Source organism: Algibacter sp. L4_22, assembly GCF_023473045.1.
Taxonomy (GTDB): Bacteria; Bacteroidota; Bacteroidia; order Flavobacteriales; family Flavobacteriaceae; genus Algibacter.
Map to the genome: position 1 here is coordinate 522542 of NZ_JAMCOK010000001.1, position 25110 is coordinate 547651.

Here is a 25110-nt window from a genome sequence, read left to right on the forward strand (position 1 = left end):
TTTGTTACGCTTCTTAGCTAGAATTAGGTCAAAAATAACTTGAATTTACGTAATTTTGAAGCTTATTTATTTAAATATGTCGGAAGAAAGAAAATCACTCAACTTTTTAGAGCAAATTATAGAAGAAGATTTGGCAAACGGAATGCCAACAAACCGTCTTCGTTTTAGGTTTCCACCAGAACCAAACGGCTATTTACACATTGGCCATACCAAAGCTATCGGAATTAGTTTTGGTTTGGGTGAAAAGTATAATGCACCGGTAAACTTGCGTTTTGATGATACCAATCCAGCTAAAGAAGAGCAGGAATATGTAGATTCAATTAAGGAAGATGTTTCTTGGTTGGGGTACAAATGGGATAAGGAATTGTTTTCATCCGATTATTTTCAAGAATTATACGATTGGGCAGTACAATTTATAAAAGATGGCAAAGCGTATATCGATTCGCAATCTAGCGAAGCAATGGCCGAACAAAAAGGAACACCAACGCAACCAGGTGTAGATGGACCTTTTAGAAATAGAACTGTTGAAGAAAACCTTGATTTATTTGAGCGTATGAAAGCGGGAGAATTTAACGAAGGTGAACATATTTTACGTGCTAAAATAGACATGCAACATGTAAATATGTTAATGCGTGACCCTATTATGTATCGTATTTTAAAGAAACATCATCACCGTACGGCAAACGATTGGTGTATTTATCCAATGTACGATTGGACGCATGGTGAAAGTGATTATCTAGAGCAGGTATCACACTCGTTATGTTCACTTGAATTTAAACCTCACAGAGAGCTTTACGATTGGTTTTTGGACCAAGTAGTTACAACTGATAAATTACGCCCAAAACAGCGCGAATTTGCCCGTTTAAACCTAAGTTACACCATTATGAGTAAGCGTAAGTTGCTTAAATTGGTTGAGGATGGTGTGGTGAATGGTTGGGACGACCCACGTATGCCAACCATTTCTGGTTTGCGTCGTAGAGGTTATACACCAAATTCTATTAGAAAATTTGTGGAAGCGGTTGGTGTTGCCAAGCGAGAAAACATGATTGATGTATCGCTTTTAGAATTTTGTATTCGCGAAGATTTAAACAAAACAGCACCACGTGTTATGGCGGTTTTAGACCCGATTAAAGTGGTTATTACAAACTATCCTGAAGATAAAGAGGAATGGTTTGAAGCTGAAAATAACCAAGAAGATGATGCCGCTGGTTTTAGAAAAGTGCCATTTTCTCGTGAAATTTATATTGAAAAAGAAGATTTTAAAGAAGAAGCAAGTAATAAGTTTTTCCGTTTGAAATTAGGCGGAGAAGTACGTTTAAAAAACGCTTATATTATAAAAGCAGAATCGGTTGTAAAAGATGCTAACGGAAATATAACAGAAGTACATTGCACCTATTCTGATGATACCGAACGCCGTATAAAAGGAACATTACATTGGGTATCTATTAAGCATGCTGTAAAAGCTGAAGTTAGAGAATACGATCGTTTATTTTTAGATGAAGCTCCAGATAGCCATCAAGATAAAGACTTTATGGAATTTATAAATCCAGATTCTTTAAAATTAGTGGAAGCTTTTGTTGAGCCAAGTTTACAAGATGCTGAAATAGGGCAAAGGTTCCAATTTCAACGTTTAGGATATTTTAATGTAGATAACGATTCGTCTTCAGATAAATTAGTATTTAATAAAACGGTTGGTTTACGCGATTCTTGGGCAAAGGTGAAGCCGCAGGCAGAAGCGAATAAAAATGCAAATAATAATCAACAAAAACCACAACAACAGTCGCAAAGAAAAGCGATTGATGTGATTCAAAAATTAGGAAAAAAATACACGAATCTACCTGAAGAGAAACGACTAAAAGTTAGAACTGAAATTTTAGAACTAGCCAAAGATGTTACTTACCATGAGGTAGAACCACTTTTTAACACCGCTGTTAAAAAAGTAGGAACACGTATTGCTGTGGCCCTTATTTTAAAAGTTTTGTTGGAAAATGGACAAGCTAAAAATGATGATATTAATGCGTTTATTGAAAAGGCATTAGATGATAAAAATGAGTTATTAGTGAAAGAAGCTAAAACATTTAATTAAATCGTAGGTTACTAACAGCATTTGAGTAAAATAAAATTAATAATCCTCTTGTTTTTTGTTTGGTTTCAATATACCAACGGGCAAGAAGATTTTCCTGTTTTAACCGAAATTGTAACCGATAATGCGGCACTTTTCCGCGAAAGCGAAACTTTAGAACTTCGAGAAAAACTTAAGGCTTACGAAACTGAAACCACACATCAGATAGTGGTTTTAACAATTAATTCCTTAGAGAATAATACCGTTGAAAATTATGCTTTAAAGGTTTTTGAAAACAATGAACTCGGACAAAAAGAAGCTGATAATGGACTCTTAATTTTAATAGCTAAAAATGATAGAAAGTTTAGAATTGAAGTAGGTTATGGTCTAGAACCTATAATTACCGATGCTTTTGCGTCTCGAATTATAAGAGAAACCATGACACCCGAATTTAAAAAGGGTGATTTTTACAAGGGTGTAGATTTAGCAACATCGGAAATTATAAAACTTATAGACGACCCTAAATACCGTGAAGAATTTGCTAACTTAAATGAAGAAGGAAGTGAAATGCCGTTATGGGGAAAAATAATAATAGGGTTTATTTTACTTATATTTTTGGGTCTTTTTATAGGAGCGGGAGGGACTTTGTTTTATAAAGGATATAAGCAATTAATAAATTTATTTAGAGGTTTAATTACTGGGAAGGTTAGTATTGTTTCATTTCCATTTTTCCTTTTTTTCTCCATAATTACAGTTGCTTTTAGTTTGCCATTTATTATTATGCCTTTGATTTTTGGTGCAGTTTTTATTAATATTGGAATGAATAATAATCAAATTGGTGATCCTTTTATGTTTATAGAAAATGCCTCATTTTTAAACATAGCTAACTTAATTATTTTCGTAGTTGTTTTGTTTATTGCTATTCCTTTAATTATAGTTTTTTTAACCCGTTCTAATAAAAATCATGAGCCTTTTAAATTATCAATACTAAAAAGTGATAAAAGTTTTATGAGCAAGAATTTTTCTTCTAGTGGTTCTAGCTCAAGTTATAGTAGTTCAGGTTCAGGTTATAGCAGTTCATCTTCAAGCAGTAGTTTTTCTGGTGGTGGAGGAAGTTCTGGTGGCGGTGGTTCTAGCGGAAGTTGGTAATAGTAATTTATTGATAATAAATAAGTTATTATCTAAATTTAACTACCTTTAAAAACTAACTAAACTTAAAATATTATGGATTTTTTTAACCCAATAGCACTTTTAGTAGCTGCTATTTCTGCCTTGGTTGTTGGTTTTATTTGGTACAACCCAAAAGTTTTTGGAACTATTTGGATGAAAGAAGCTGGAATGAGTGCAGAAAATATGAAAGGGGCAAACATGTCTAAAATTTTTATTATGGCTTTTATTTTTGCCTTTTTATTAGCGATGACCATGATGCAAATGAGTATTCATCAAACTGGAGCGTTGAGTTTGGTTGGTGGAGATCCTTCAAAAGCTTTGCCTTCTTATGCTGCGTTTATGGCCGATTATGGTAATCATTTTAGAACTTTTAAACACGGTGCTTTACACGGTGTTTTAGCAGGCGTATTTGTGGCTTTACCAATATTAGGCACCAATGCATTATTTGAACGAAAAAGTACTAAATACATTTTGGTGAACTCTGGATATTGGATTGTGACTTTAGGTATTATGGGAGGCATTATATGTGGTTGGAAATAAAATTTTTGTAAACTTTTAACATATTTATAGACTGAGAAGTGTAATTTTCGGTCTTTTTTATTTTCTATTGATACATTATAAAATTTATAATTCATTTAACAAACTTCCAGAAGGCTGGAACGCACTTGTAAAACACGATGTTTTCTTGCAAACGCCCTATTTACAAGCTTTGGAAGAAGCCTCGCCAAATAACCTAGAGTTATTTTACATTGGTGTTTTTAAAGAAGGTGTTTTGGTTGGTGCAGCCATTACACAACGTGTACAGTTGTATTTGCAAGATATGTTTAGAAAAACTGAGTTGTCTTGTTTTAAAGCTTATGTTCGGGATTTAGTTTCTAAAATTTTAAAAGGTAATATTTTAGTTATAGGAAACTTAACACATACTGGGCAACATGGTTTGTTTTTTGGAAAGAAAGATCTATCTAATCGAGAATTTTTTGAAGTTATTGATAAGGCTTTAAATGAAATTAAAACGATTATAAAAACCAAACAAAATAAAACAATTAGAATGTTTGTTTTGAAAGATTATTTTGAAAACGATCCTATTCACAAAGAAAAAGAAAGCTTAAATGCTGCCAAATTACATCAGGTGCACATGCAGCCTAATATGATACTTTCTCTTAGAAAGGATTGGTTTACTATCGAAGATTACACGGCTTCATTATATAAAAAATACAGAGATAGATATAAACGTGCCAAGAAGAAATTTAACTCAATTAAAGCTATAGAATTATCTTTAGATGATGTTAAAAACAATTCTGAAGTATTACATAAATTGTATCTAAATGTTTCAGATAATGCTAAGTTTAATACATTCATTTTACCCGAAAATCATTTTTATAGTTTGAAATTTCAACTAAAAGATAATTTTAGAATTTTTGGATATTATTTGGATGATAAACTTGTTGGTTTTTACACGTTAATCTTGAATAATAAAGCTTTGGAAACCTATTTTTTAGGGTATGATAGTGAACACCAATATTCGCATCAGCTCTATTTAAACATGCTTTATGATATGCTAAAATTTGGTATAGAAAATAGTTTTAAAAGCATAGTTTATGCACGTACAGCCATGGAAATTAAAAGCTCGGTAGGTGCAGAGGCTAAACCTATGCTGGTGTATTTAAAACACACCAATGGTGTTATGAATGCCTTGTTGAAACAGATATTTAAACTCATGAATCCGTCGCAAGAGTGGGAAGATCGCCATCCTTTTAAAAGTTTATAAACTTTCCTAAACATAAAAAATCCCCAAAGCTGAACTTTGAGGATTTAATTTCAATTAAAGGAAATTCGATATTCTATTCTTCCTTTTCCTTTTTATTATTATTAGAGTTTTTCATGGCCTCTCCAATTTGGTTACTTGCTGTAAAACTAGCAACCATATCGTTTAGCATATTGCTACCAGCTTGTGGAGAATTTGGTAATAGAATTAAGTTACTATTAGTTTCACTACCAATGGCTTGTAATGTATCATAATGTTGGGTTACAACAATAAGCGCAGATGCTTCTTGGCTGTTAATACCAACACGGTTTAATACATCTACAGATTCTTCTAAACCACGTGCAATTTCACGACGTTGATCGGCAATACCTTGCCCTTGTAAACGTTTACTTTCAGCTTCAGCTTTTGCTTTTTCAACAATTAAAATACGAGCCGCATCACCTTCATATTGTGCCGCAGTTTTTTCTCTGTCGGCCGCGTTAATACGGTTCATTGCTGCTTTTACTTGTGCATCTGGATCAATATCGGTTACTAATGTTTTTATAATATCGTAACCATAATTTTGCATGGCTTCATTCAATTCTGTTTTTACAGCAATGGCAACATCGTCTTTGCGTAAAAACACATCGTCTAAAATCATTTTTGGAACTTCGGCACGTACCACATCAAATACATAACTTGTAATTTGATCGTGGGGATAATCTAGTTTATAGTAAGCATCTTCCACTTTTTCTCTAATAACTTTATATTGCACAGAAACTTTAAGACGAACAAATACATCGTCTTTCGTCTTCGTTTCGACTATAACATCCAATTGTTGGATTTTTAGGCTTAAACGGCCTGAAACGCGATCTACTAACGGTATTTTCATTTGTAAACCAGACTGACGAATACTATGGAAGCGCCCGAAGCGTTCTATAATTGCAGCGGTTTGTTGTTTTACCGTAAAGAATGATGAAATTAAAATAAATAGCCCAAATACAATTAGGGGAATTAAAAGGAAATCCATAGGTTTTATATTAAATGATTAGAAAATTTAAGATACAAAAATTATATTATATTTGGTCGTTTATAAGCTCAACTCGTATGAAATTTAATCGACTTTTACTATTAGTAGCCATTACACTATGTTTTGTTACAAAAAACTTTGCACAACATGGTAATGTGCGAATTACTAACAATATAAATATAGGCGGGGGTATTACCCAATTTGATATTACTACAGATAATTTTAACACAAAAAGTGCACAAGGTTTTTTAGGAGGAATGAGTGCAATAGTTGATATACCGCACAGATGGTATAATATGAGTTTTGGTATGCAGCTCTCTGAAAATCATATTGAAATACTAGGACGACCAAGTTTAATTAGTTTCGATGAAACTTATATTGATTATAAAATGTTTGCGGCTCAATTGTCTTTATTGATGCATATAAAAGTGATTCCAAAATATTTTACAATAGATGTTGGACCCATGTTACAATACAATGGTAAATTGGAGTTAAATGATAGAAATCAAGATGGTTATTACATTGCTAACTACACTAATTTATCGGCAGAAGATATTCTTAATATTTCTCAATTCAATTTTAATGGTGCAGTAGGTGCTTCTGTTGGTATTAAAAACTTTAAGTTAAAAGCGCAATATATTTATGGTTTTACCAATATTTTAAAGAAATTAGACAATGCTAGTTTAGACACGCTAGGTGGTAATACTCGTTTTGAAGGAAACCAAAATATGTTGGTTTTTGGAGCCGTAGTAGAATTTTAAGATTTTAAAAGAAGACATGAAAAGAAGAACATTTATTGAAACAACTATAAAAGGATCAATCGCTTTATCATCGGTAAGTTTATTATCCTGTATGTCGGGAAAACAAACACCCGAAGCATTTATAGATCGTGTTTTACCTGCACCGATAGGAGGTGGTTTTCGTGATGATAATTACTGGATTTGGGGATCTTCGGTTATAAAAGGCGAGGATGGTAAATACCATATGTTTGCTTCTAGATGGTCTAAAGATGTTGGTTTTGGTAATTGGGTTACAAATTCTGAAGTTGTTCGTGCAGTTGCCGATACTCCAGTTGGACCTTACGAATTTCAAGAAGTTGTGCTTCCTGTTCGAGGAAAGGAGTTTTTCGATGGTATGTGTACGCATAATCCAAGAATTGTAAAATATAAAGACAAGTATTTATTATATCATTTTGGAACAACTTACGATTTTGATCAACCAACAAAAGACAATCCGAAACCAGATGGTTATGATTGGAATAAAGCATGGTTAAACAAGCGTGTTGGTTTGGCTATTAGTGATTCTATTTTTGGTCCTTGGGAACGTGTTGATAAACCAGTTATAGAGCCTAGACCAGGACATTGGGATGCTACTATTACATCCAACCCTTCGCCAGCAGTAGATCCAAAAACAGGTAAAATTTTATTGATGTATAAATCTTCTGTAACTCCAAAACCACCGTTATTATTGGGGGTTGCTATGGCAGATAACCCAAGAGGTGAGTATAAACGTTTAAGTGAAGAGCCTGTATTTAGGTTTGAAACGCCAGGAAATAGCCATGTAGATGTTGAAGATCCATACATTTGGTGGGCAGGTGATAGATATGAAGGAGTGATGAAAGATCGTTCTGGTGAAATTTGCGGAGAAGAAGGCGGCGGCATCCACATTTGGTCTAAAGATGGTGTAGAATGGAACTTATTCGAAAACGTTAAGGCATACAGCCGTGATGTTTTATGGAACGATGGAACAACATCTCACCAAAATCATTTTGAACGTCCTTTTGTTTTAGTTGAAGATGGAAAACCTACACATTTATTTGCTGCAGTTGGTAATGGACCAGAAGCTTGGAAATTTGAGAATACTTGGAATATGGTGATTCCGTTGAAGCATTAGGGAAGTTTGTTTTTGAGGTTTTTGGAGCTGATTTGGTGTTTACTAGATAGTGTTTTAATGCAGTTTAGGTTGTATGGTATGCTGTTTTTTACCCACAAAACGTATTACCTTGGCAGTTCCAATATGAAACTTACCTTCATTTAATTCGGTTTCAACATCTTCTAGTTCGATTATGTCAAAATCTGGAAAATCCCTTTTAATAGTATCTATTGAAAACAACATTTCTAGTTTATCTGGACCACCAACTTGAGGGTTTTGTTTTCTTAGTTCTAAATGTCCAGTACTAAAACCTTCAAGAATTATGTAGCCATTAGGTTTTACTAGCTCTGCAATTTTCTTATGATAATTTGATAGGATGGAAGGCGGTAAGTGAGCGTAAATAAAAATAGCACTGTCAAATTGTTCATTAATGAGATCTAAATCAAACAAATTACCAATCTCATAGTTGATTTTTACATTTTCTTTTTCCGCTAATTTTAGGGCTTTCTTTTTGCCTTCGTTACTTATATCAAATGCTGTTACATTTAAGCCTTTTTTAGCCGCATATACAGCATTTCGTCCTTCTCCTTCTGCGGGTAAAAGGATTTTACCTGTTAGTTTGTATTTATCAATTGCATACTTAAAAAAATCATTTGGTAATATTCCATAAGCGTAATCTTCATTTGAATATCTATTATCCCACATTTCTTTCATTTTATGTAATTATTTAAACGTATACGTAATACATATTTTCAATACTAAACGAAGATAATAGATTTTTTTATGTTGGCACAACAGCACAATAAAATCATTTTAGACGTCTTTTCATTTTAGTTGAGGATGGAAAACCGACGCATTTATTTGCTGCAGTTGGAAGTAGAGCAGAAGCACGGAAATTTGAAAACATGGAATATGGTGATTCCTTTGAAGCATTAGGTTATTATTACAATCTGCTTTATATTTCTGGCACACACAGTTTTCAGTATGGTTAAGTATTGTATCTCAGTTCGATTATTGATAATCGAACTGAGGTTATTATAAGTTCAACTACAAAACACACTTCAACGAAAAGAAAGTAAATACAATACAAAAAAATGTATCTTTAATGTTCACATAAATTTATATGTCTAAATTGTTTGCAAACAAGTATTGCGCTTCACTTTTTATCATAGCCTTTTTTTTCATTTTAAAAAGCTATGGTCAAGCCACCATACCTTTTGTTACCACTTGGAAAACAGATAATTTAGGAGCCTCAGGCTACAATCAAATAGACATACGTACGTATCCAGGCTATACCTATAATTACGCGGTAGATTGGGGCGATGGTACAACGCCTACGGTAGAAACTGGAAACGCCATTCACACCTATGTCAGCACAGGCACTTATACCATTAGCATTACTGGTACCTTTCCAGGCATTTATTTTGGAGGTACTATTGAGCATGACGAACAAAAGTTGTTGACGGTTGAGCAATGGGGCAATAACCAGTGGCTTAGTATGGCATATGCCTTTGAAGGCTGTTCTAATTTACAAGGTAATTTTACAGATGCTCCAGATTTATCGCAGGTAACCGATATGAGTTACATGTTTGCAGGGGCATCGGCCTTTAATTATAATATAGGAGATTGGGACGTTAGTAATGTAACCGATATGAGCTATATGTTTGCAGTAGAAGAAGAATCTGTTTCTTATTTTAATCAAGATATAGGGGATTGGGATGTAAGTAGTGTTACCAATATGAGTTATATGTTTGCAGGAGGAGAAGATACTGTTTCCTATTTTAATCAAGACATAGGGGATTGGGATGTAAGTAATGTTATCAATATGAGCAATATGTTTGGAGGACTGGATGGTATAGGTTCTTATGGGCAGGAAGCGTCCGTTTCCCATTTTAATCAAGATATAGGGGGTTGGGGTTTTAGTAGTGTAACCAACATGAGTGGTATGTTTATAGAGGCAGAATATTTTAACCAGAATATAGATGCTTGGGATGTCAGTAATGTAACCGATATGTCTTATCTATTTTTTGGAGCTTCCGTATTTAACCAAGATATAAGTGCTTGGGATGTTAGCAACGTAACAAATATGAATGGGCTGTTTTTTGAAGCAAAATTGTTTAACCAAGATATAAGTGCTTGGGATGTTAGCAATGTAACCGATATGTCTTATCTACTTTCTGGAACTCTCGTCTTTAACCAAGATATAAGTGTTTGGAATGTTAGTAATGTAACAGACATGAGAGGGATGTTTCAACATACAGAATTGTTTAATCAAGATATAGGTGTTTGGGATGTTGGTAACGTAACAGATATGTCGTCTATGTTTTTTGGAGCTCTTGTTTTTAATCAAGATATAGGCAATTGGGATGTTAGTCATGTAATTGATATGGTTACTATGTTTACTTATGCAGAAACCTTTAACCAAGATATTGGCGGTTGGGATGTAAGTCATGTAACTAATATGACTAGTATGTTTAGTTTTGCAGAATCCTTCAACCAAGATATTGGCGGTTGGGATGTAAGTCGTGTTACTGATATGAGCGGGATGTTTTCTAATACTAAATCATTTCAACAAGATATTGGTGGTTGGGATGTTAGTAGTGTTACTTATATGAGCGAGATGTTTGCTGCTACAGAATCCTTCAATCAAGATATTGGAGATTGGGATGTTAGTAGTGTAACTCATATGAGAAATATGTTTAATGGAGCAAAATTGTTTAATCAAGATATTGGCGGTTGGGATGTAAGTCGTGTTACTGATATGTGGAGGATGTTTGACGGTAATGTTTATTTTATTAATGGTATGTATGTTAATGGTGTTAATCCTTTTAATCAAGATATAGGCAATTGGGATGTTAGTAGTGTAACAGATATGGGGTTTATGTTTAGAAATGCCACTTCGTTTAACCAAGATATTGGAGGTTGGAACGTAAGCAATGTTACCAATATGGAGAGCATGTTCGATAATGTAAAGTTATCCATAGACAACTATGATGCTTTACTCATAGGTTGGGGTGCGCAAACCTTACAGCCCAATGTGGTGTTTAGTGGTGGCAATAGCCAATATTGCGCTGGAGAAGCTGCAAGAAACGACATGATAACTAAAGACCATTGGACCATTACCGATGGTAATAGCATAGCAACCCCTTTTATTTATCCTAAAGTAGATCGTAAAAAGTCTTTCACGTTTACATTACCAACAATTACAGGAGGCAACCTTTCGGGTAACCAAAGGTTTTATACAGGTCCCAATGGTACCGGAACAGCTTATGAAGCAGGCGATATTATAAGTTTTAGTGATTTTCCGTCGTATCCAGTTACTATATACATGTACGATAGCTATGAATTTGGTTGTGTCTCTGAAGAAAGTTTTGAGCTTACTATCACCTCCATTCCAATTTGTACAGCATTGGTATTCCCGCTGGCAGGCTCCACCGATGTGTCTGTTGACACAGATTTATCATGGCAACCCGTTGACACAGCAATAGGATATAAAGTATCGGTTGGAACTAGTTCTGGAGGCGTTGATATTTTAAATATATTTGATGTTGGAAATGCTACTACCTACAATTTACCCGAAAACTTACCTGGAGAGACCATGGTTTACGTTAGTATAACACCTTATAATGACGATGGCGATGCTGCTGCTTGCACTGAGGAAAGTTTTACCACTGGCGTGCCTATTTTGATTCTAGAGTGTACGGGTTTAATTGAGCCATTACCTGGTGCAAAGCAGGTTCCTATTTATACTAATTTATCGTGGACTCCGGTTGAAAACGCGACAGGTTATATGTTAACTTTGGAAACATTTACTGAGGATGTCGATGTTTTGAACAAGTTGGATGTTGGAAACATTACGAATTACGACATACCAGTAGATTTACCCAAAGGGACAACTATGTATGTAATTATAGAACCTTATAATTCATCTGGAGAAGCAGTTGGATGTTTGGAGGAGACTTTTACTACAAGTAAAGAGATCTCAGGTTTACCGCCACGTTTTTTTACACCAAATAATGATGGTATTAATGATTATTGGGTGGTTCCTAACGCTTTAAATGACGTATTGAGTGTTTATATTTATGACCGATACGGAAAGCTTTTAAAACAAATAACGAATATAAACGAAGGTTGGGACGGTACATTTGAAGGTGAACTTTTGTCAAACAATGACTATTGGTATGTAATAACCTATCATAATGGAACTACCCAAAAAGGTAATTTTAGTTTAGTTAGGTAAAACGAAACTTTTTTCTAAAGTTTTGCTTTTATTATCTGGTGAATTAACAGAATATATGGGGATATTTAAAAATGACTTAAATAAAAAGACTTCTAAAAAATATTTAAACTTTTTAGAAGTCTTTACGTTTTAATAAATGTGTTGTTATAGTATCGCTATAATTTTTTCAATACGCTTAACCGTTTCATCTTTTCCAATCATGTAAATAATATCGAAAACATCAGGACCTTGTAAAGCACCAACAAGAGCTAAACGAAGTGGCATCATAACTTTTCCAAAGCTAATTTCGTTGCTTGTAATCCAACCTTTTATTTCGGTTTGAAGTGTTTCTACCGTGAAGTCCATATTCGCGTTTAAAAGGCTTATTACTTCATTCATTAAGTCCGCTGTACCTTCTTTTAAAGCTTTTTTAGAGGCTTTAGCGTCATATTCTGTTGGTGTAACAAAAAAGAAGCTTGTTAAGTCCCAAAAATCACTAACAAAAGTAGCGCGTTCTTTAATTAAATTAACAGCCATGGCGATATAGCTTGTATCAATATCGGCTAATTCTGGTCTTGAATTTTTAAAGATATCTGCTAACTCGTCGTTATTTTGTTCTTGCATATAATGGTGGTTAAACCATTTTATTTTGTCTGGATCAAACCTTGCACCAGATTTGTTTACCTTTTTTAAGTCGAAGGCAGCAATTAATTCCTCCATGTTAAAAATTTCTTGCTCCGTTCCCGGATTCCAACCTAAAAAGGCTAAGAAATTTACCATAGCGTCGGCAAAATAACCGTCTTCTTTATAACCTCTAGATACTTCGTTTGTTTTTGGATCTTCCCATAATAAAGGAAAAACAGGGAATCCTAATTTATCACCATCACGCTTGCTTAATTTTCCTTTACCTGTTGGTTTTAGTATCAATGGCAAGTGTGCAAATTCTGGTGCATTCCATCCAAAAGCTTGGTATAATTGGTAGTGTAATGCCAAACTTGGTAACCATTCTTCACCACGAATAACATGCGATATTTCCATTAAATGGTCGTCCACAATATTTGCTAAATGGTAGGTAGGCATACCGTCACTTTTAAACAAAACTTTATCGTCTAAAACGTTAGTATCAATTTTAATATCACCACGAATAAGATCTTTGAGATGAAGTGTTTCATCCTGCGGGCTTTTAAAACGGATTACGTAATCTTCGCCAGCATCTAATTTAGCCTGAGTTTCTTCTGCGGTAAGCGATAAAGAATTACTTAATTTTAAGCGGTTGTGCCAATTGTAAATAAATGTTTTTTTATTGGCTTCATGATCTTTTCTATGAAAATCTAATTCATCTGAAGTATCAAAAGCATAATAAGCATTTCCTGAAGCAATTAATTCTTCAGCGTAAGCTTTATAAAGCGGTTTACGTTCACTTTGGCGGTATGGACCAAATTTTTCGTTGGTGTTCGGGCCTTCATCAAAAGGCATATTACACCAATTTAAGGCGTCAATAATGTATTTTTCGGCACCTTCAACATAGCGGTTTTGGTCGGTATCTTCTATTCTTAAAATAAAAGTTCCGTTGTGTTTTTTTGCGAATAAATAATTGAATAGAGCAGTACGAACACCACCAATATGTAGTGGTCCTGTTGGGCTTGGTGCAAAACGCACGCGAACATTTTTGGTCATTTTGAAATTTATAATAAGGCTTAAATTTTTACATTTAAGTGTTAATTGAAATGGTTTTGTAGTTTAAAAACTAAGTTTTGTTCCTAGAATTGCGACAAAGATACAATTAACAACTAATTATAAACCTTGTAAAAAATAAAATTGTAGTTTAGTGGGTTAATACTTTTGTCCCGAATAGTTTTTAGAAAAGCATGAATAATTTTGAAAATATACAGAGTAAATTAGAAGCATTTATTAAGCGGTTTTATACCAATGAATTGCTTAAAGGCATCATTTTGTTTTTTGCCATTGGTTTGCTGTATTTTTTATTTACACTTTTTATTGAGTATGTGCTATGGTTAAATACCACGGCACGAAGTATTTTGTTTTGGTTATTTATTGCTGTGGAATTAGCATTACTAGTTAAGTTTGTAATTTTTCCGTTGGCTAAATTATTCAAACTTCAAAAAGGAATAAATTATAAGGTAGCTTCAAAATTAATTGGAGAGCATTTTCCTGAAGTGAACGATAAATTACTTAATGTACTTCAGCTTAATGAAAGCGATTCTAAATCAGAATTATTGTTGGCAAGCATTGATCAAAAATCTTTAGAGTTAAATCCAATTCCGTTTAAGCTTGCTATAAATTTTAAAAAGAATTTAGGTTATTTAAAATATGCAGCCATTCCGGTTTTAATTTTATTACTTACTTTTTTTACAGGAAATTTTAATTGGTTTAGCGATAGTTATACGCGTGTTGTGAATTATAAAACGGCTTATGAGCCACCTGCTCCATTTCAGTTTTTTGTGGTTAACGAAAGTTTGAATGCGATAGAGAATAAAGATTTTAAACTTATTGTGAAAACTACGGGAGATGTTATTCCAGAGAGCGCACAAATAACTTATAATGATGAAACTTACTTTTTACAACAGAAAGCAATAGGTGAGTTCGAGTACGTTTTTTCTCAACCTAAAACGGCAATTAATTTTCAGTTATCGGCAAATAAAGTGAATTCAAAACCATATACTATTAATGTGCTTGAGGTGCCTTCACTTTTAGATTTTGAAATGGTTTTAAATTACCCTAATTATACCAGAAAGAAAAAACAAACTTTAAAAAGTACGGGTAATGCAACTGTGCCAGAAGGAACAGAAATTAGTTGGAAGCTAAAAACAAAATCTACTACTTCTGTGAGTTTATTTTCTAGAGACACTATAAATTTCAAAAAAGTTGATACTGGTATATTTGGCGTAAACCGAAAAATATTTAAAAATTTTGAATATACGCTAAGCACGAGCAACGCAGATTTAAAAAATTATGAAAACCTCGCCTTTAATATAAATGTGGTTAAAGATGAATTTCCAGAATTAAAACTAAAAGTAGAAACAGATTCTGTGGATTTGCAAAGTTTATATTTTTATGGACAGGTTAGCGACGATTATGGTTTTAGTAAATTACAATTAGTTTATTACCCTTCGGAAGATGAAAAAAATAAGCAAGTTGAAAATATTCCGATCGGTAATTCAAATATTGGAGAATTTATAAGTGCTTTTCCTAATAATTTAAAGGTTAAAGAAGGAGTTTCTTATAGTTTTTATTTTCAAGTATTTGATAATGACATTGTTAATAGCTATAAAAACACTAAAAGCAAGATTTTTTCATATAGAAAACGGACTAAAGACGAGGAAAAGCAAAAACAACTGCAAGAACAGAAGGAAAATATTCAGGATTTAAATAAATCTCTAGAAAATTTTGAAAAACAGGATAAGCAATTAAAGGATGTAACCAAAACTCAAAAAGAAAAAGAGAACTTAAATTTTAATGATAAGAAGAAGTTAGAATCATTTTTTAAACGCCAGAAGGAGCAGGACGAAATGATGAAAAATTTCAATAAAAAGCTAAAAGATAATCTTGATGAATTTGAAAAGGAGAATACCAAGGAAGATGAGTTTAAGGAAGATTTAAAAAAGCGACTAGAGGATAATGAAGAGAAATTAAAAGAAGATGAAAAGTTACTAGAGCAAATAAAACATCTTCAACAAAAAATTAGAAAAGATGAGTTGGTACAAAAGTTAGATGAACTTGCTAAGCAAAATAAAAACAAAAAGAAAAGTTTAGAACAGCTGTTGGAATTAACGAAACGTTTTTATGTTGAAAAGAAACTGGAAAAACTTAAAGAGGATTTAATGAAGCTTGCTACAGATCAGGAAGAATTATCTAACAAACCTGAAGAAGAAAATACAAAAGAAAAGCAAGAAGAATTAAATAAAGAGTTTGACGATTTTAAGAAACAGATTAGCGATCTAGAAGAGGAAAGTAAATCCCTTAAAAAGCCAATGGAAATTCCGCGTGACAAGCTAGATGAAAAAGAAGTACAGGACGAACAAAAAAAAGCGTCTGATGCTTTAGATAAAAAGGAACAGGATCAAGCAGGAGAAAAACCAGAAGGAGAGCCAAAATATTCTAAAAACGCAAATTCTAAAAAAGCAAAGGATAGCCAAAAGAAAGCTGCCAAGAAAATGATGGAGATGAGTGAGCAAATGGGCGCGGCTATGAGTTCTATGCAAGGTGATAAGATGCAAGAAGATGTAGAGATGCTTCGTCAGGTTTTGGACAACTTAGTATTGTTTTCTTTCGATCAAGAAGCACTTATGAATAGTTTTAAATCTATAGAAGTAAACCATAACAAGTTTGCTTCATTTTTAAAGAAACAAAAAGATTTAAAGGAAAACTTTGAGCATGTAGATGATAGCTTATTTGCTTTATCGTTGCGTCAACCAAAAATATCCGAAACTGTAAATAAAGAAATTACGGAGGCGTATTATCACATGGATAAAGCAATGGAATTGTTAGCCGAAAATAGATTATATCAAGGCGTGTCTAGTCAGCAATTTGTTGTTACAGCCGCTAATAATTTAGCTAACATTTTAAGTGGTATTCTCGATAATATGCAAGAAAGTATGAGTATGTCTATGGGGCAAGGGAAAGATGGTGATATGCAATTACCAGATATGATTATGAGCCAGGAGCAACTTAATAAAATGATGCAGGAAGGAATGAAAAAGGGTGAAAATGGAAAACCTAAAGATGGTGATGGTAAGAAAAAAGGTGAAGGTGAAAAAGATGGTAAAGAAGGAGAGAGTGGTTCTGATGGAGATGGTAATGGAAAAGGTGAAAACGGAAAACAGTCTGGAGAGGATGGCGAAGGTTTAAATGAAGACTTAAATGGTGAGCTTTTTAAAATTTACCAACAACAACAAGAATTACGTCAAGCCTTAGAAGAGCAATTAAGCAATGAAGGTAAATTTGGAAAAGGTGGAAATGGAGATAAGCTTGTAAGGCAAATGGAAGATATAGAACTAGACCTTCTGAATAAGGGTTTTGATAATAGCACGCTTCGGAAAATGATGCAATTAAAACATCAGTTATTAAAATTAGATAAAGCGAGTTTTCAGCAAGGTGAAGATAGTAAGCGTCAATCTGAAAGTAATAGTAATGATTTTAATAATAGTTCTAACAACCAAATACCTACAGCTAAACAATATTTTAATACAACTGAAATATTGAACAGACAAAGCTTACCTTTGCAGCAAATTTACAAACAGAAAGTTCAAGAATATTTTAAGCAAAGCAATGATTAATTTTAATTACGAAACAGTTTTTATATTAGAGGAAGAGGAAGTGATTTCTAAATGGATTATGGAAGCAATCTCTAACGAAGGTTTTAAGTTGGAAGAAATAAACTATGTGTTTTGTGATGATGAGTATCTTCATAAATTGAATGTGGAATTTCTTAATCATGATACTTTAACAGATGTAATAAGTTTTGATTATTGTGTTGGCAAAATTATACAAGGGGATATTTTTATTTCCATTGAGAGAGTTATTGATAACGCAAAGGATTTTGAAGTCAATTTTCTTTCAGAATTAAAACGAGTTATTGTTCATGGTGTTTTACATTACTGTGGGTATAAAGACAAGACGGAATCGGACGCTAGTTTGATGCGTGAAAAAGAAGAGTACTATTTAAATTTGATTAAGTAGTAATTACGATTTCTAAATAAAATTTCAACAAAAAAATATTTATGTTCCACGTGGAACACTATAGGTTTTAAAAAAAGAAAAAGCATGTTTAATGATGTTTATGATGTTATAGTTGTTGGGGCTGGGCACGCAGGAAGCGAAGCCGCGGCCGCTGCTGCTAATATGGGTAGTAAAACACTGTTGGTTACCATGAATCTACAAAACATCGCTCAGATGTCTTGTAACCCTGCTATGGGAGGGATAGCTAAAGGACAAATTGTTCGGGAGATAGATGCGCTTGGAGGATACAGTGGAATTGTTTCTGATACGTCGGCTATTCAATTTAAAATGCTGAACAAATCTAAAGGGCCTGCTATGTGGAGTCCGAGAGTGCAGAGTGATAGAATGCGTTTTGCTGAAGATTGGAGAATGATGTTAGAAGGAACTCCAAATTTAGATTTTTATCAGGATATGGTTTCTGGATTAATAGTTGAAAACCATAAAGTAGTTGGTGTTAAAACATCGCTTGGAATTGAAATAAAAGCGAAGTCTGTTGTGCTTACAAATGGTACTTTTTTAAATGGGCTTATTCATATAGGTGATAAAAATTTTGGTGGTGGTAGAGCAGGAGAAAGAGCAGCAACTGGAATTACAGAACAGCTTGTGGAATTAGGTTTTGAATCTGGTAGAATGAAAACAGGTACACCTCCAAGAGTTGATGGTCGTAGTTTAGATTATTCTAAAATGGCAGAACAACCTGGTGATGAAAACCCTGAAAAATTCTCTTATTTAGATATTACAAAACCATTGGAAAAACAACGTTCTTGTTACATGACTTATACAAGTCTTGAAGTGCATGATTTGCTTCGGGAAGGGTTTGATAGGTCGCCAATGTTTAATGGTAGAATTAAAAGTTTAGGACCGCGTTATTGCCCATCTATTGAAGATAAAATTAATCGTTTTGCAGATAAGGATCGTCATCAATTATTCATCGAGCCGGAGGGTTGGAATACTTGTGAGGTTTATGTAAATGGTTTTTCTACATCCTTGCCAGAGGATGTTCAATTTAAAGCTTTGCGGTCTGTAGTTGGTTTTGAAAACGTGAAATTCTTTAGACCGGGTTACGCTATAGAATACGATTATTTCCCGCCAACACAATTGAAACATACCTTAGAAACTAAGTTAGTTGAAGGTTTGTATTTCGCTGGCCAGATTAATGGAACTACAGGTTATGAAGAAGCTGCTTCTCAAGGATTAATGGCTGGTATAAATGCAGCTTTAAAAACCCAAGAACGAGATGCTTTTACATTAAAAAGAGATGAAGCATATATAGGTGTTTTAGTTGATGATTTAATTACGAAAGGTACAGAGGAGCCATATAGAATGTTTACTTCTCGTGCTGAATATAGAACGTTATTACGCCAAGATAATGCAGATATTAGGTTGACGCCAAAAGGTTTTGATTTAGGTTTAGCTTCTGAAAAACGTTTAAAACGCATGGAGGAAAAGCATGAAGCTGCGGAGAAATTTGTAAGCTTTTTTGAGACACAAAGTGTAAAGCCAGAAGAGATAAACCCAATATTAGAATCTAAAAAATCGGCTATTGTAAATCAATCTGGTAAGCTTTTTAAAGTGTTTGCTCGACCTAATGTTGACATGGAAGATATACGTAAAGTTGAAAGTGTTGAGGCTTATATCCAAGAGCATAATCTGGATAGAGAGGTGATAGAACAGACCGAAATTCAGGTTAAATATTCTGGGTATATTGCTAAGGAAAAAGTGAATGCTGATAAATTATCGCGTTTAGAGTATGTGAAAATTCCTGAAAATTTTGATTACTCTCAGATAAAATCTATGAGTTTAGAGGCGCGTGAAAAGCTTAAAAAAATTCAACCGGCAACAGTTTCTCAAGCGTCAAGAATTAGTGGGGTATCTCCAAATGATGTATCTGTTTTGCTTGTTTATATGGGTAGATAGATTAACTTTTGGGTAGTATAAGTTGTTTTGCTATTAGATTATTTAGCTCGTTTTATAACGTTCCACGTGGAACATGTGTAGTGTAAGTTCTGTTTTTTTAGTATGAATTATTAAAGATAAATAGATGTTTCAACGCTGAAATAGATTTGTTATAATGTGATTTTTGAAAGACTTTTTGATGTATTTTCGATCTGTTTTTTAAAAATTTATATGCTACATTCAACATGTCATTCAATATTAAAATGAAACATTTAGACTAATACTTTTATATAAACAGATGTTTGTTTTTGTTTTTTTAATTCAATTTAAATCAGTTTTTTGTTATTATTAACGAGTTTTAAATACTGTTTTTTGAAACAAAAAGAATTAAATCATGAAAGAATAGTGATTTGTTTGTTTTTGATTTTATAGAAAATCAAAACCTAAAACATGTTTTTGAAAACCTTTTTTAGTAAAGGTGTTTAAACTTTTAATGCGTTATTTTTTAGTTTTTAGAAAATAAAAACACATTATTTTACTTAATTTTTTTAGGAATAGGGAGAGGTTTATATAGTTTTTAGAAGTGTTTTTATGTAAATAGTGTTTTTAAAATGAACGCCAATTGTTTAAAAACACGTTAATTTATCTTTGTAATTTTAAAATGTGATCTTACAGAATAAAAATATTGAATTAAATTGGGTTTTATAAACGATGTTTGCTTCTTCTTTTTTTGATAGATTAAGTCTGTTTTTTTTGAGTTTTCAAGAAAAAAAGCGAAGAGTAAAAAGAACAAGAAGCAAAGATTAATTTAATTATAATTCAAAAATTTGCTATTATATTATGTTTGAAGAAACATAATATAATATAAACTCTAACTAATAAGTTGATTAAAAACAGTTGTAATTAGTATTTAAAAGTTCAAAGTAAATCGGGTTAAATCAAAAAACTAATCGTTTTTAGTTCAATAATAAAGTAAACTATTTATTCAGTGTCCAATTATCAATCATCAAAAAGTCCGTTAAAAGTTAAAGATTTTTCCGTTTCCGGTGAAGAATTTCAGTTAATAGAAAACAAAGTATATGGTTTTTTAGAAACAATTCCTCAGCCAACCTCAGATAAATTACCAGGATATTATCAAAGCGAAGACTATATTTCTCATACAGATTCTAAGCGAAATTTATTTGAAAAGGTATATCATTTAGTAAGAAGCATTTCGCTTAAAAAGAAGTTAAAGCTTATTAATTCGTTTTCATCTCAAACAAAAATACTACTAGATGTAGGTTGCGGAACAGGTGATTTTTTACAAACAGCACAACAAAATAAGTGGAGTGTTTCTGGTATTGAACCAAACAATGAAGCGCGAACTATTGCTAATAATAAAACAAATGATTCTGTTTTTGGGACAGAAAAGCTTCAAGAGTTTGAATCAAACAGTTTCGATGTTATTACGCTTTGGCATGTATTGGAACATTTGCCAAACTTAGAAGAGCAGGTTCAAATTTTTAAGAGCCTATTAAAAGAGGACGGAACTTTAGTTATCGCAGTACCTAATTATAACAGTTTCGATGCACAATATTATAAAGAGTTTTGGGCTGCTTATGATGTGCCAAGACATCTTTGGCATTTTAACAAAAACTCAATTTCTAATTTAGTTGCTAAACAAAACATGAAAGTTGTTGAAACAAAACCGATGTTATTTGACGCGTTTTATGTGAGCATGCTTTCGGAAAAGTATAAAACCGGGAAGATGAATCCAGTAAGAGGATTTTGGTTTGGTTTGCGCTCAAATATTAAATCTTTGAGAACAAAAGAGGCTTCTTCGTTAATTTATGTCATAAAAAATAGATAAAAGTTAATTTAACACGTCTATTTTGATTGTATTATTTGACAACATCTAAATATATAACGATTTTTTAAAAACGCCTTAAACGCCTTTAAAACATCTTGTTTTTAATAATAATTTACTATTTTATATAAATTATGAATAGATTTTATCTATATGTATTGTTTTTGGATAAGATTTTCTATAGATTTTAATTTTGGCTTCTATTCTAAAAAAATTAGCGATAAAGTCGTTTAATCGAATAGTTTTTAATTTAGAAGTGATTTATGTTAAAATCAGAATAATTCGTCTTTAGTTTTAATCTTACTTTATTACATTTGTTTGGATTAAAAAAAATAACCAAAAACTAATCAACGAATAAAATGAAGAACATACTTTATGTTGCCATCGCGATGCTTGTTTTAGCATCTTGTGAAAAACCAAACAAAATTGGTTTTGTAGATAACGGAACCGTTATTAACGATTTTCAAGAAAAAATCGATTTAGAAGCAAAATACAAAACGAAAGAAGAAGCTTTTAGAAAAAGAGCAGACAGTATTGGTTTGGCTTTCCAAACGGAAGCTCAAAAAACTCAAGCTGAAGCTCAAAGAATAGCTAGAAGTAATAGAAAAAAGGCTGAAGAATTAATGGCTGGCTTACAACAAAAACAACAACAATTACAACAGCAAATGCAAGTAGAGCAACAACAATTAACGTTGGCTTTTCAATCGGATATCGATTCTGTTATTGTAAGAGTTAAAGACTTTGTTGGAGCTTACGGAAAAACTAATGGTTACAACTATATTTTAGGAACTAGCGAAGCTGCTGCTACAGTAATGTACGGAGCAGAAGAAAGCGATTTAACTAAAACTATTGTTGATGCTTTAAATGCTGATTATAAGAAGGCAGAATAAGCTTAGATTATAAAAACTAAAAAAGGTCTATTAAATTCTCATTTAATAGACCTTTTTTTATGTACTGTTATTTAAATAGACACAGATTTAATCTGCTTTTTTATGAAGTAATCTGGTTAGTTTAATAGATAAATCTGTTAGGATAATTTTGGAATTCCCGTTACGTTCAATATGATAAATAGCATCTTGAAGTTCGTTACTAATATCCATAATGTTATTGCCATGTACGTATGGGGCAAAGTTTTCTAGCTTAAATTTTTTTGTTTTTGGTTCAAAAAAAACGAGATCGTCTGCGTTATAATTAAGTAATAAAGCTTGGCGAAAAAAGTCTAAACAAAAATTTAAAAATTGCTTTTGAGTTTCTCGTCCTGTTTTGGCAATGTCCTCACTCCAAGAAATTAAATCTATAATTGCTGCCTTGTTTCCTTTGGCTTTAAATGCACTACGTATCCATAGAATAAACCAAGTTTCAAACTGGTTATCTTCGGTATCTTGATATACTAAATCGCTTGCTTTATTATAATTTCCGTTGCTTTGGTGTGCTATTTTTGTAGCAACATTTCTATCAATATTAAATTGTTTTACCAAAGCTTCAACTATAACATCTTCGGCTAGCGGCGGGAAATGTAAAATTTGGCAGCGCGAACGAATGGTGTTTATAATTTGTTCTTCTTCTTCAGTAATTAAAATAAAAACCGTTTTGTTTGGTGGCTCTTCTATAAGCTTTAAAAGCTTGTTTGCACATGCGGTGTTCATTTTTTCGGCCATCCAAATTAGCATCACTTTGTAGCCGCCTTCGTAAGATTTCAGCGTAAGCGATTTTACAATATTTAAAGCTTCTTCTACACCAATTTGCCCTTGTTTATTATCTACGCCAAGGAGTTTATACCAATCGAATAAATTCCCGTAAGGCTGTTCTTTTACTAGTTTTCGCCATTCTTCTAAATAAAAACTAGAAACGGGTTTGCTTTTTACCTTATCGCTAGTGGTTACAGGAAAGGCAAAATGTAAATCGGGATGCGAAAGGTTGTTAAATTTTAGGTTACAAGACTCATTTCCTGTACTGTTTTCACCACCAGAATTTGAGCATAATATATATTGAGCATAAGCAATGGCCATGGGTAGTGTGCCCGAACCTTCGTTGCCTACAAATAATTGCGCGTGGGCAATTCGTCCATTATCAACACTAGTGGTTAAATGGTTTTTTATATGGTCTTGACCTAAAACATCTTTAAAAAGCATGAAACAAACCTACATAAAATTTCGATATTTTTTATTATTTATCGGTGAATCTCTCCGAAAAATCCATGTATCTGAGTGCAACAATTCTAATTTTTAAAAATTATTGCTTGTCTATATCGTTTTCGTTAAAAAACACGTTTTAAATGGCTTTTTATTTAGTTACATTTGTGAATCAAATAGTTAAAAATTAAAACATATAAATAAAATGAAAACGGTTAACGATTTTAATTTCGAGAATAAAAAAGCATTAATTCGTGTAGATTTTAATGTGCCTTTAAATGATAAATTTGAAGTTACGGATGATACGCGAATTGTATCTGCAAAACCAACAATTATCAAAATTTTAGAAGATGGTGGAAGCTGTATTTTAATGTCTCATTTAGGTCGTCCTAAGGGTTTTCAAGATGAGTTTTCATTAAAACATATTGTAAATAAAGTTGAAGATATTTTGGGTGTTGAAGTTATAATGGCACCGGATTGTATTGGTGCAGATGTTGAAGCATTAGCGGCAAACTTACAACCAGGACAAATTTTATTATTAGAAAACTTACGTTTTTATAAAGAAGAAACTGCAGGTGATAAAGATTTCGCTGAAAAACTTTCTAAATTAGGAGATATTTATGTGAATGATGCATTTGGAACAGCACACCGTGCGCATGCATCTACAACTATAGTAGCTCAATTTTTTGAAGGTAAAAAATGCTTCGGAAAATTATTAGCTCAAGAAATTGAAAGTATTGATAAGGTTATGAAAACTGGTGAGAAACCTGTTTTAGCTATTCTTGGTGGTGCAAAAGTATCGTCTAAAATTACAATTATCGAAAACATTTTAGATAAAGTAGATCACTTAATTATAGGTGGTGGAATGGCGTTTACCTTTGTTAAAGCTCAAGGTGGAAAAATAGGAAATTCTATTTGTGAAGATGATAAAATGCCATTAGCTTTAGATATATTAAAGCAAGCCAAAGAAAAAAATGTACAAATCCATATTCCTGTAGATACTATTGCTGCAGATGATTTTAGCAATGATGCTAACACTCAAATTGTTGATATTAATGAAATTCCTGATGGTTGGGAAGGTGTAGATGCTGGACCAAAATCGAGAAAACAATTTCACGATGTTGTTATGCAATGTAAAACCATACTTTGGAATGGACCATTAGGTGTTTTTGAAATGGAAAAATTTGCTGGAGGAACTATAGAATTAGGAAATTCTATTGCAGAAGCTACTAAAAAAGGTGCTTTTTCTCTTGTTGGTGGAGGAGACTCTGTTGCAGCTGTAAAACAATTTGGTTTTGAAGATAAAGTAAGTTACGTAAGTACTGGAGGCGGAGCAATGTTAGAAAGTTTAGAAGGTAAAACATTACCTGGAATTGCTGCTATTTTAGAATAATTTGAAT

At 32.7% G+C, this 25110-nt stretch carries 17 protein-coding genes; 13 read left to right on the forward strand and 4 right to left on the reverse strand.

What is annotated here, in order from left to right:
- The first annotated feature begins 76 nt into the window (after nt 1–76).
- The 4 genes from M4I23_RS02280 (at nt 77) to M4I23_RS02295 (ending at nt 5000) form a co-directional block, all read left to right on the forward strand.
- The gene (locus M4I23_RS02280; protein ID WP_249753291.1) at nt 77–2086 is read left to right on the forward strand and encodes a glutamine--tRNA ligase/YqeY domain fusion protein; all 2010 of its coding nucleotides are present in this window, start codon (nt 77–79) and stop codon (nt 2084–2086) included.
- A 21-nt stretch (nt 2087–2107) separates the two neighbouring features.
- Nucleotides 2108–3211, forward strand: a complete 1104-nt coding sequence (locus tag M4I23_RS02285; protein ID WP_249753292.1) for a YgcG family protein — start codon at nt 2108–2110, stop codon at nt 3209–3211.
- Between the two features lie 75 nt (nt 3212–3286).
- On the forward strand, nt 3287–3772 hold the full coding sequence (locus M4I23_RS02290; protein ID WP_249753293.1) for a DUF1761 domain-containing protein: 486 nt from the start codon (nt 3287–3289) through the stop codon (nt 3770–3772).
- Between the two features lie 67 nt (nt 3773–3839).
- Nucleotides 3840–5000, forward strand: a complete 1161-nt coding sequence (locus M4I23_RS02295) for a GNAT family N-acetyltransferase (protein ID WP_249753294.1) — start codon at nt 3840–3842, stop codon at nt 4998–5000.
- A 73-nt stretch (nt 5001–5073) separates the two neighbouring features.
- Here M4I23_RS02295 and M4I23_RS02300 read toward each other — a convergent pair whose 3' ends face one another.
- Complete coding sequence (locus M4I23_RS02300) at nt 5074–6006, reverse strand: SPFH domain-containing protein (protein WP_158846466.1); 933 nt, start codon at nt 6004–6006, stop codon at nt 5074–5076.
- A 77-nt stretch (nt 6007–6083) separates the two neighbouring features.
- Between M4I23_RS02300 and M4I23_RS02305 the strand changes: the two genes are divergently transcribed.
- Both M4I23_RS02305 and M4I23_RS02310 read left to right on the forward strand, forming a co-directional pair.
- Nucleotides 6084–6767: a hypothetical protein gene (locus M4I23_RS02305; RefSeq protein ID WP_249753295.1), complete on the forward strand. Its 684-nt coding sequence runs from the start codon at nt 6084–6086 to the stop codon at nt 6765–6767.
- Between the two features lie 16 nt (nt 6768–6783).
- Nucleotides 6784–7899, forward strand: a complete 1116-nt coding sequence (locus M4I23_RS02310) for a glycoside hydrolase family protein (RefSeq protein ID WP_249753296.1) — start codon at nt 6784–6786, stop codon at nt 7897–7899.
- A 54-nt stretch (nt 7900–7953) separates the two neighbouring features.
- Here M4I23_RS02310 and M4I23_RS02315 read toward each other — a convergent pair whose 3' ends face one another.
- On the reverse strand, nt 7954–8592 hold the full coding sequence (locus tag M4I23_RS02315; protein ID WP_249753297.1) for a bifunctional 2-polyprenyl-6-hydroxyphenol methylase/3-demethylubiquinol 3-O-methyltransferase UbiG: 639 nt from the start codon (nt 8590–8592) through the stop codon (nt 7954–7956).
- 409 nt (nt 8593–9001) lie between these two features.
- Here M4I23_RS02315 and M4I23_RS02320 point away from each other — a divergent pair, with 409 nt between their 5' ends.
- Nucleotides 9002–12118, forward strand: a complete 3117-nt coding sequence (locus M4I23_RS02320; protein WP_249753298.1) for a BspA family leucine-rich repeat surface protein — start codon at nt 9002–9004, stop codon at nt 12116–12118.
- A gap of 144 nt (nt 12119–12262) precedes the next feature.
- Here the strand turns inward: M4I23_RS02320 and gltX are convergent, their stop codons facing one another.
- Complete coding sequence (gene gltX, locus M4I23_RS02325) at nt 12263–13774, reverse strand: glutamate--tRNA ligase (protein WP_249753299.1); 1512 nt, start codon at nt 13772–13774, stop codon at nt 12263–12265.
- A 191-nt stretch (nt 13775–13965) separates the two neighbouring features.
- On the opposite strand from gltX, the gene M4I23_RS02330 reads away from it, so the two are divergent.
- The 5 genes from M4I23_RS02330 (at nt 13966) to M4I23_RS02350 (ending at nt 22468) form a co-directional block, all read left to right on the forward strand.
- Nucleotides 13966–17394 carry a DUF4175 family protein gene (locus M4I23_RS02330; RefSeq protein ID WP_249753300.1) on the forward strand — a complete coding sequence of 1143 codons (3429 nt, stop codon included), beginning with the start codon at nt 13966–13968 and terminating at the stop codon, nt 17392–17394.
- A complete protein-coding gene (gene ybeY / locus M4I23_RS02335) occupies nt 17387–17797 on the forward strand; it encodes an rRNA maturation RNase YbeY (protein ID WP_158846482.1) in 411 nt (136 codons plus the stop codon). The genes M4I23_RS02330 and ybeY overlap by 8 nt, the downstream gene beginning before the upstream one ends.
- A gap of 84 nt (nt 17798–17881) precedes the next feature.
- Nucleotides 17882–19753 (forward strand): tRNA uridine-5-carboxymethylaminomethyl(34) synthesis enzyme MnmG, encoded by a 1872-nt coding sequence (gene mnmG / locus M4I23_RS02340; RefSeq protein ID WP_249753301.1) that lies wholly within the window; start codon nt 17882–17884, stop codon nt 19751–19753.
- 967 nt (nt 19754–20720) lie between these two features.
- Nucleotides 20721–21581, forward strand: a complete 861-nt coding sequence (locus tag M4I23_RS02345) for a class I SAM-dependent methyltransferase (protein WP_158846486.1) — start codon at nt 20721–20723, stop codon at nt 21579–21581.
- A 356-nt stretch (nt 21582–21937) separates the two neighbouring features.
- Complete coding sequence (locus tag M4I23_RS02350) at nt 21938–22468, forward strand: OmpH family outer membrane protein (protein WP_158846488.1); 531 nt, start codon at nt 21938–21940, stop codon at nt 22466–22468.
- 87 nt (nt 22469–22555) lie between these two features.
- Here the strand turns inward: M4I23_RS02350 and M4I23_RS02355 are convergent, their stop codons facing one another.
- Nucleotides 22556–23710, reverse strand: coding sequence for a DNA polymerase III subunit delta' (locus M4I23_RS02355; protein ID WP_249753302.1), 1155 nt, complete (start codon nt 23708–23710; stop codon nt 22556–22558).
- Between the two features lie 205 nt (nt 23711–23915).
- Here M4I23_RS02355 and pgk point away from each other — a divergent pair, with 205 nt between their 5' ends.
- The gene (pgk, locus tag M4I23_RS02360) at nt 23916–25103 is read left to right on the forward strand and encodes a phosphoglycerate kinase (protein ID WP_158846492.1); all 1188 of its coding nucleotides are present in this window, start codon (nt 23916–23918) and stop codon (nt 25101–25103) included.
- Nucleotides 25104–25110 lie beyond the last annotated feature (7 nt).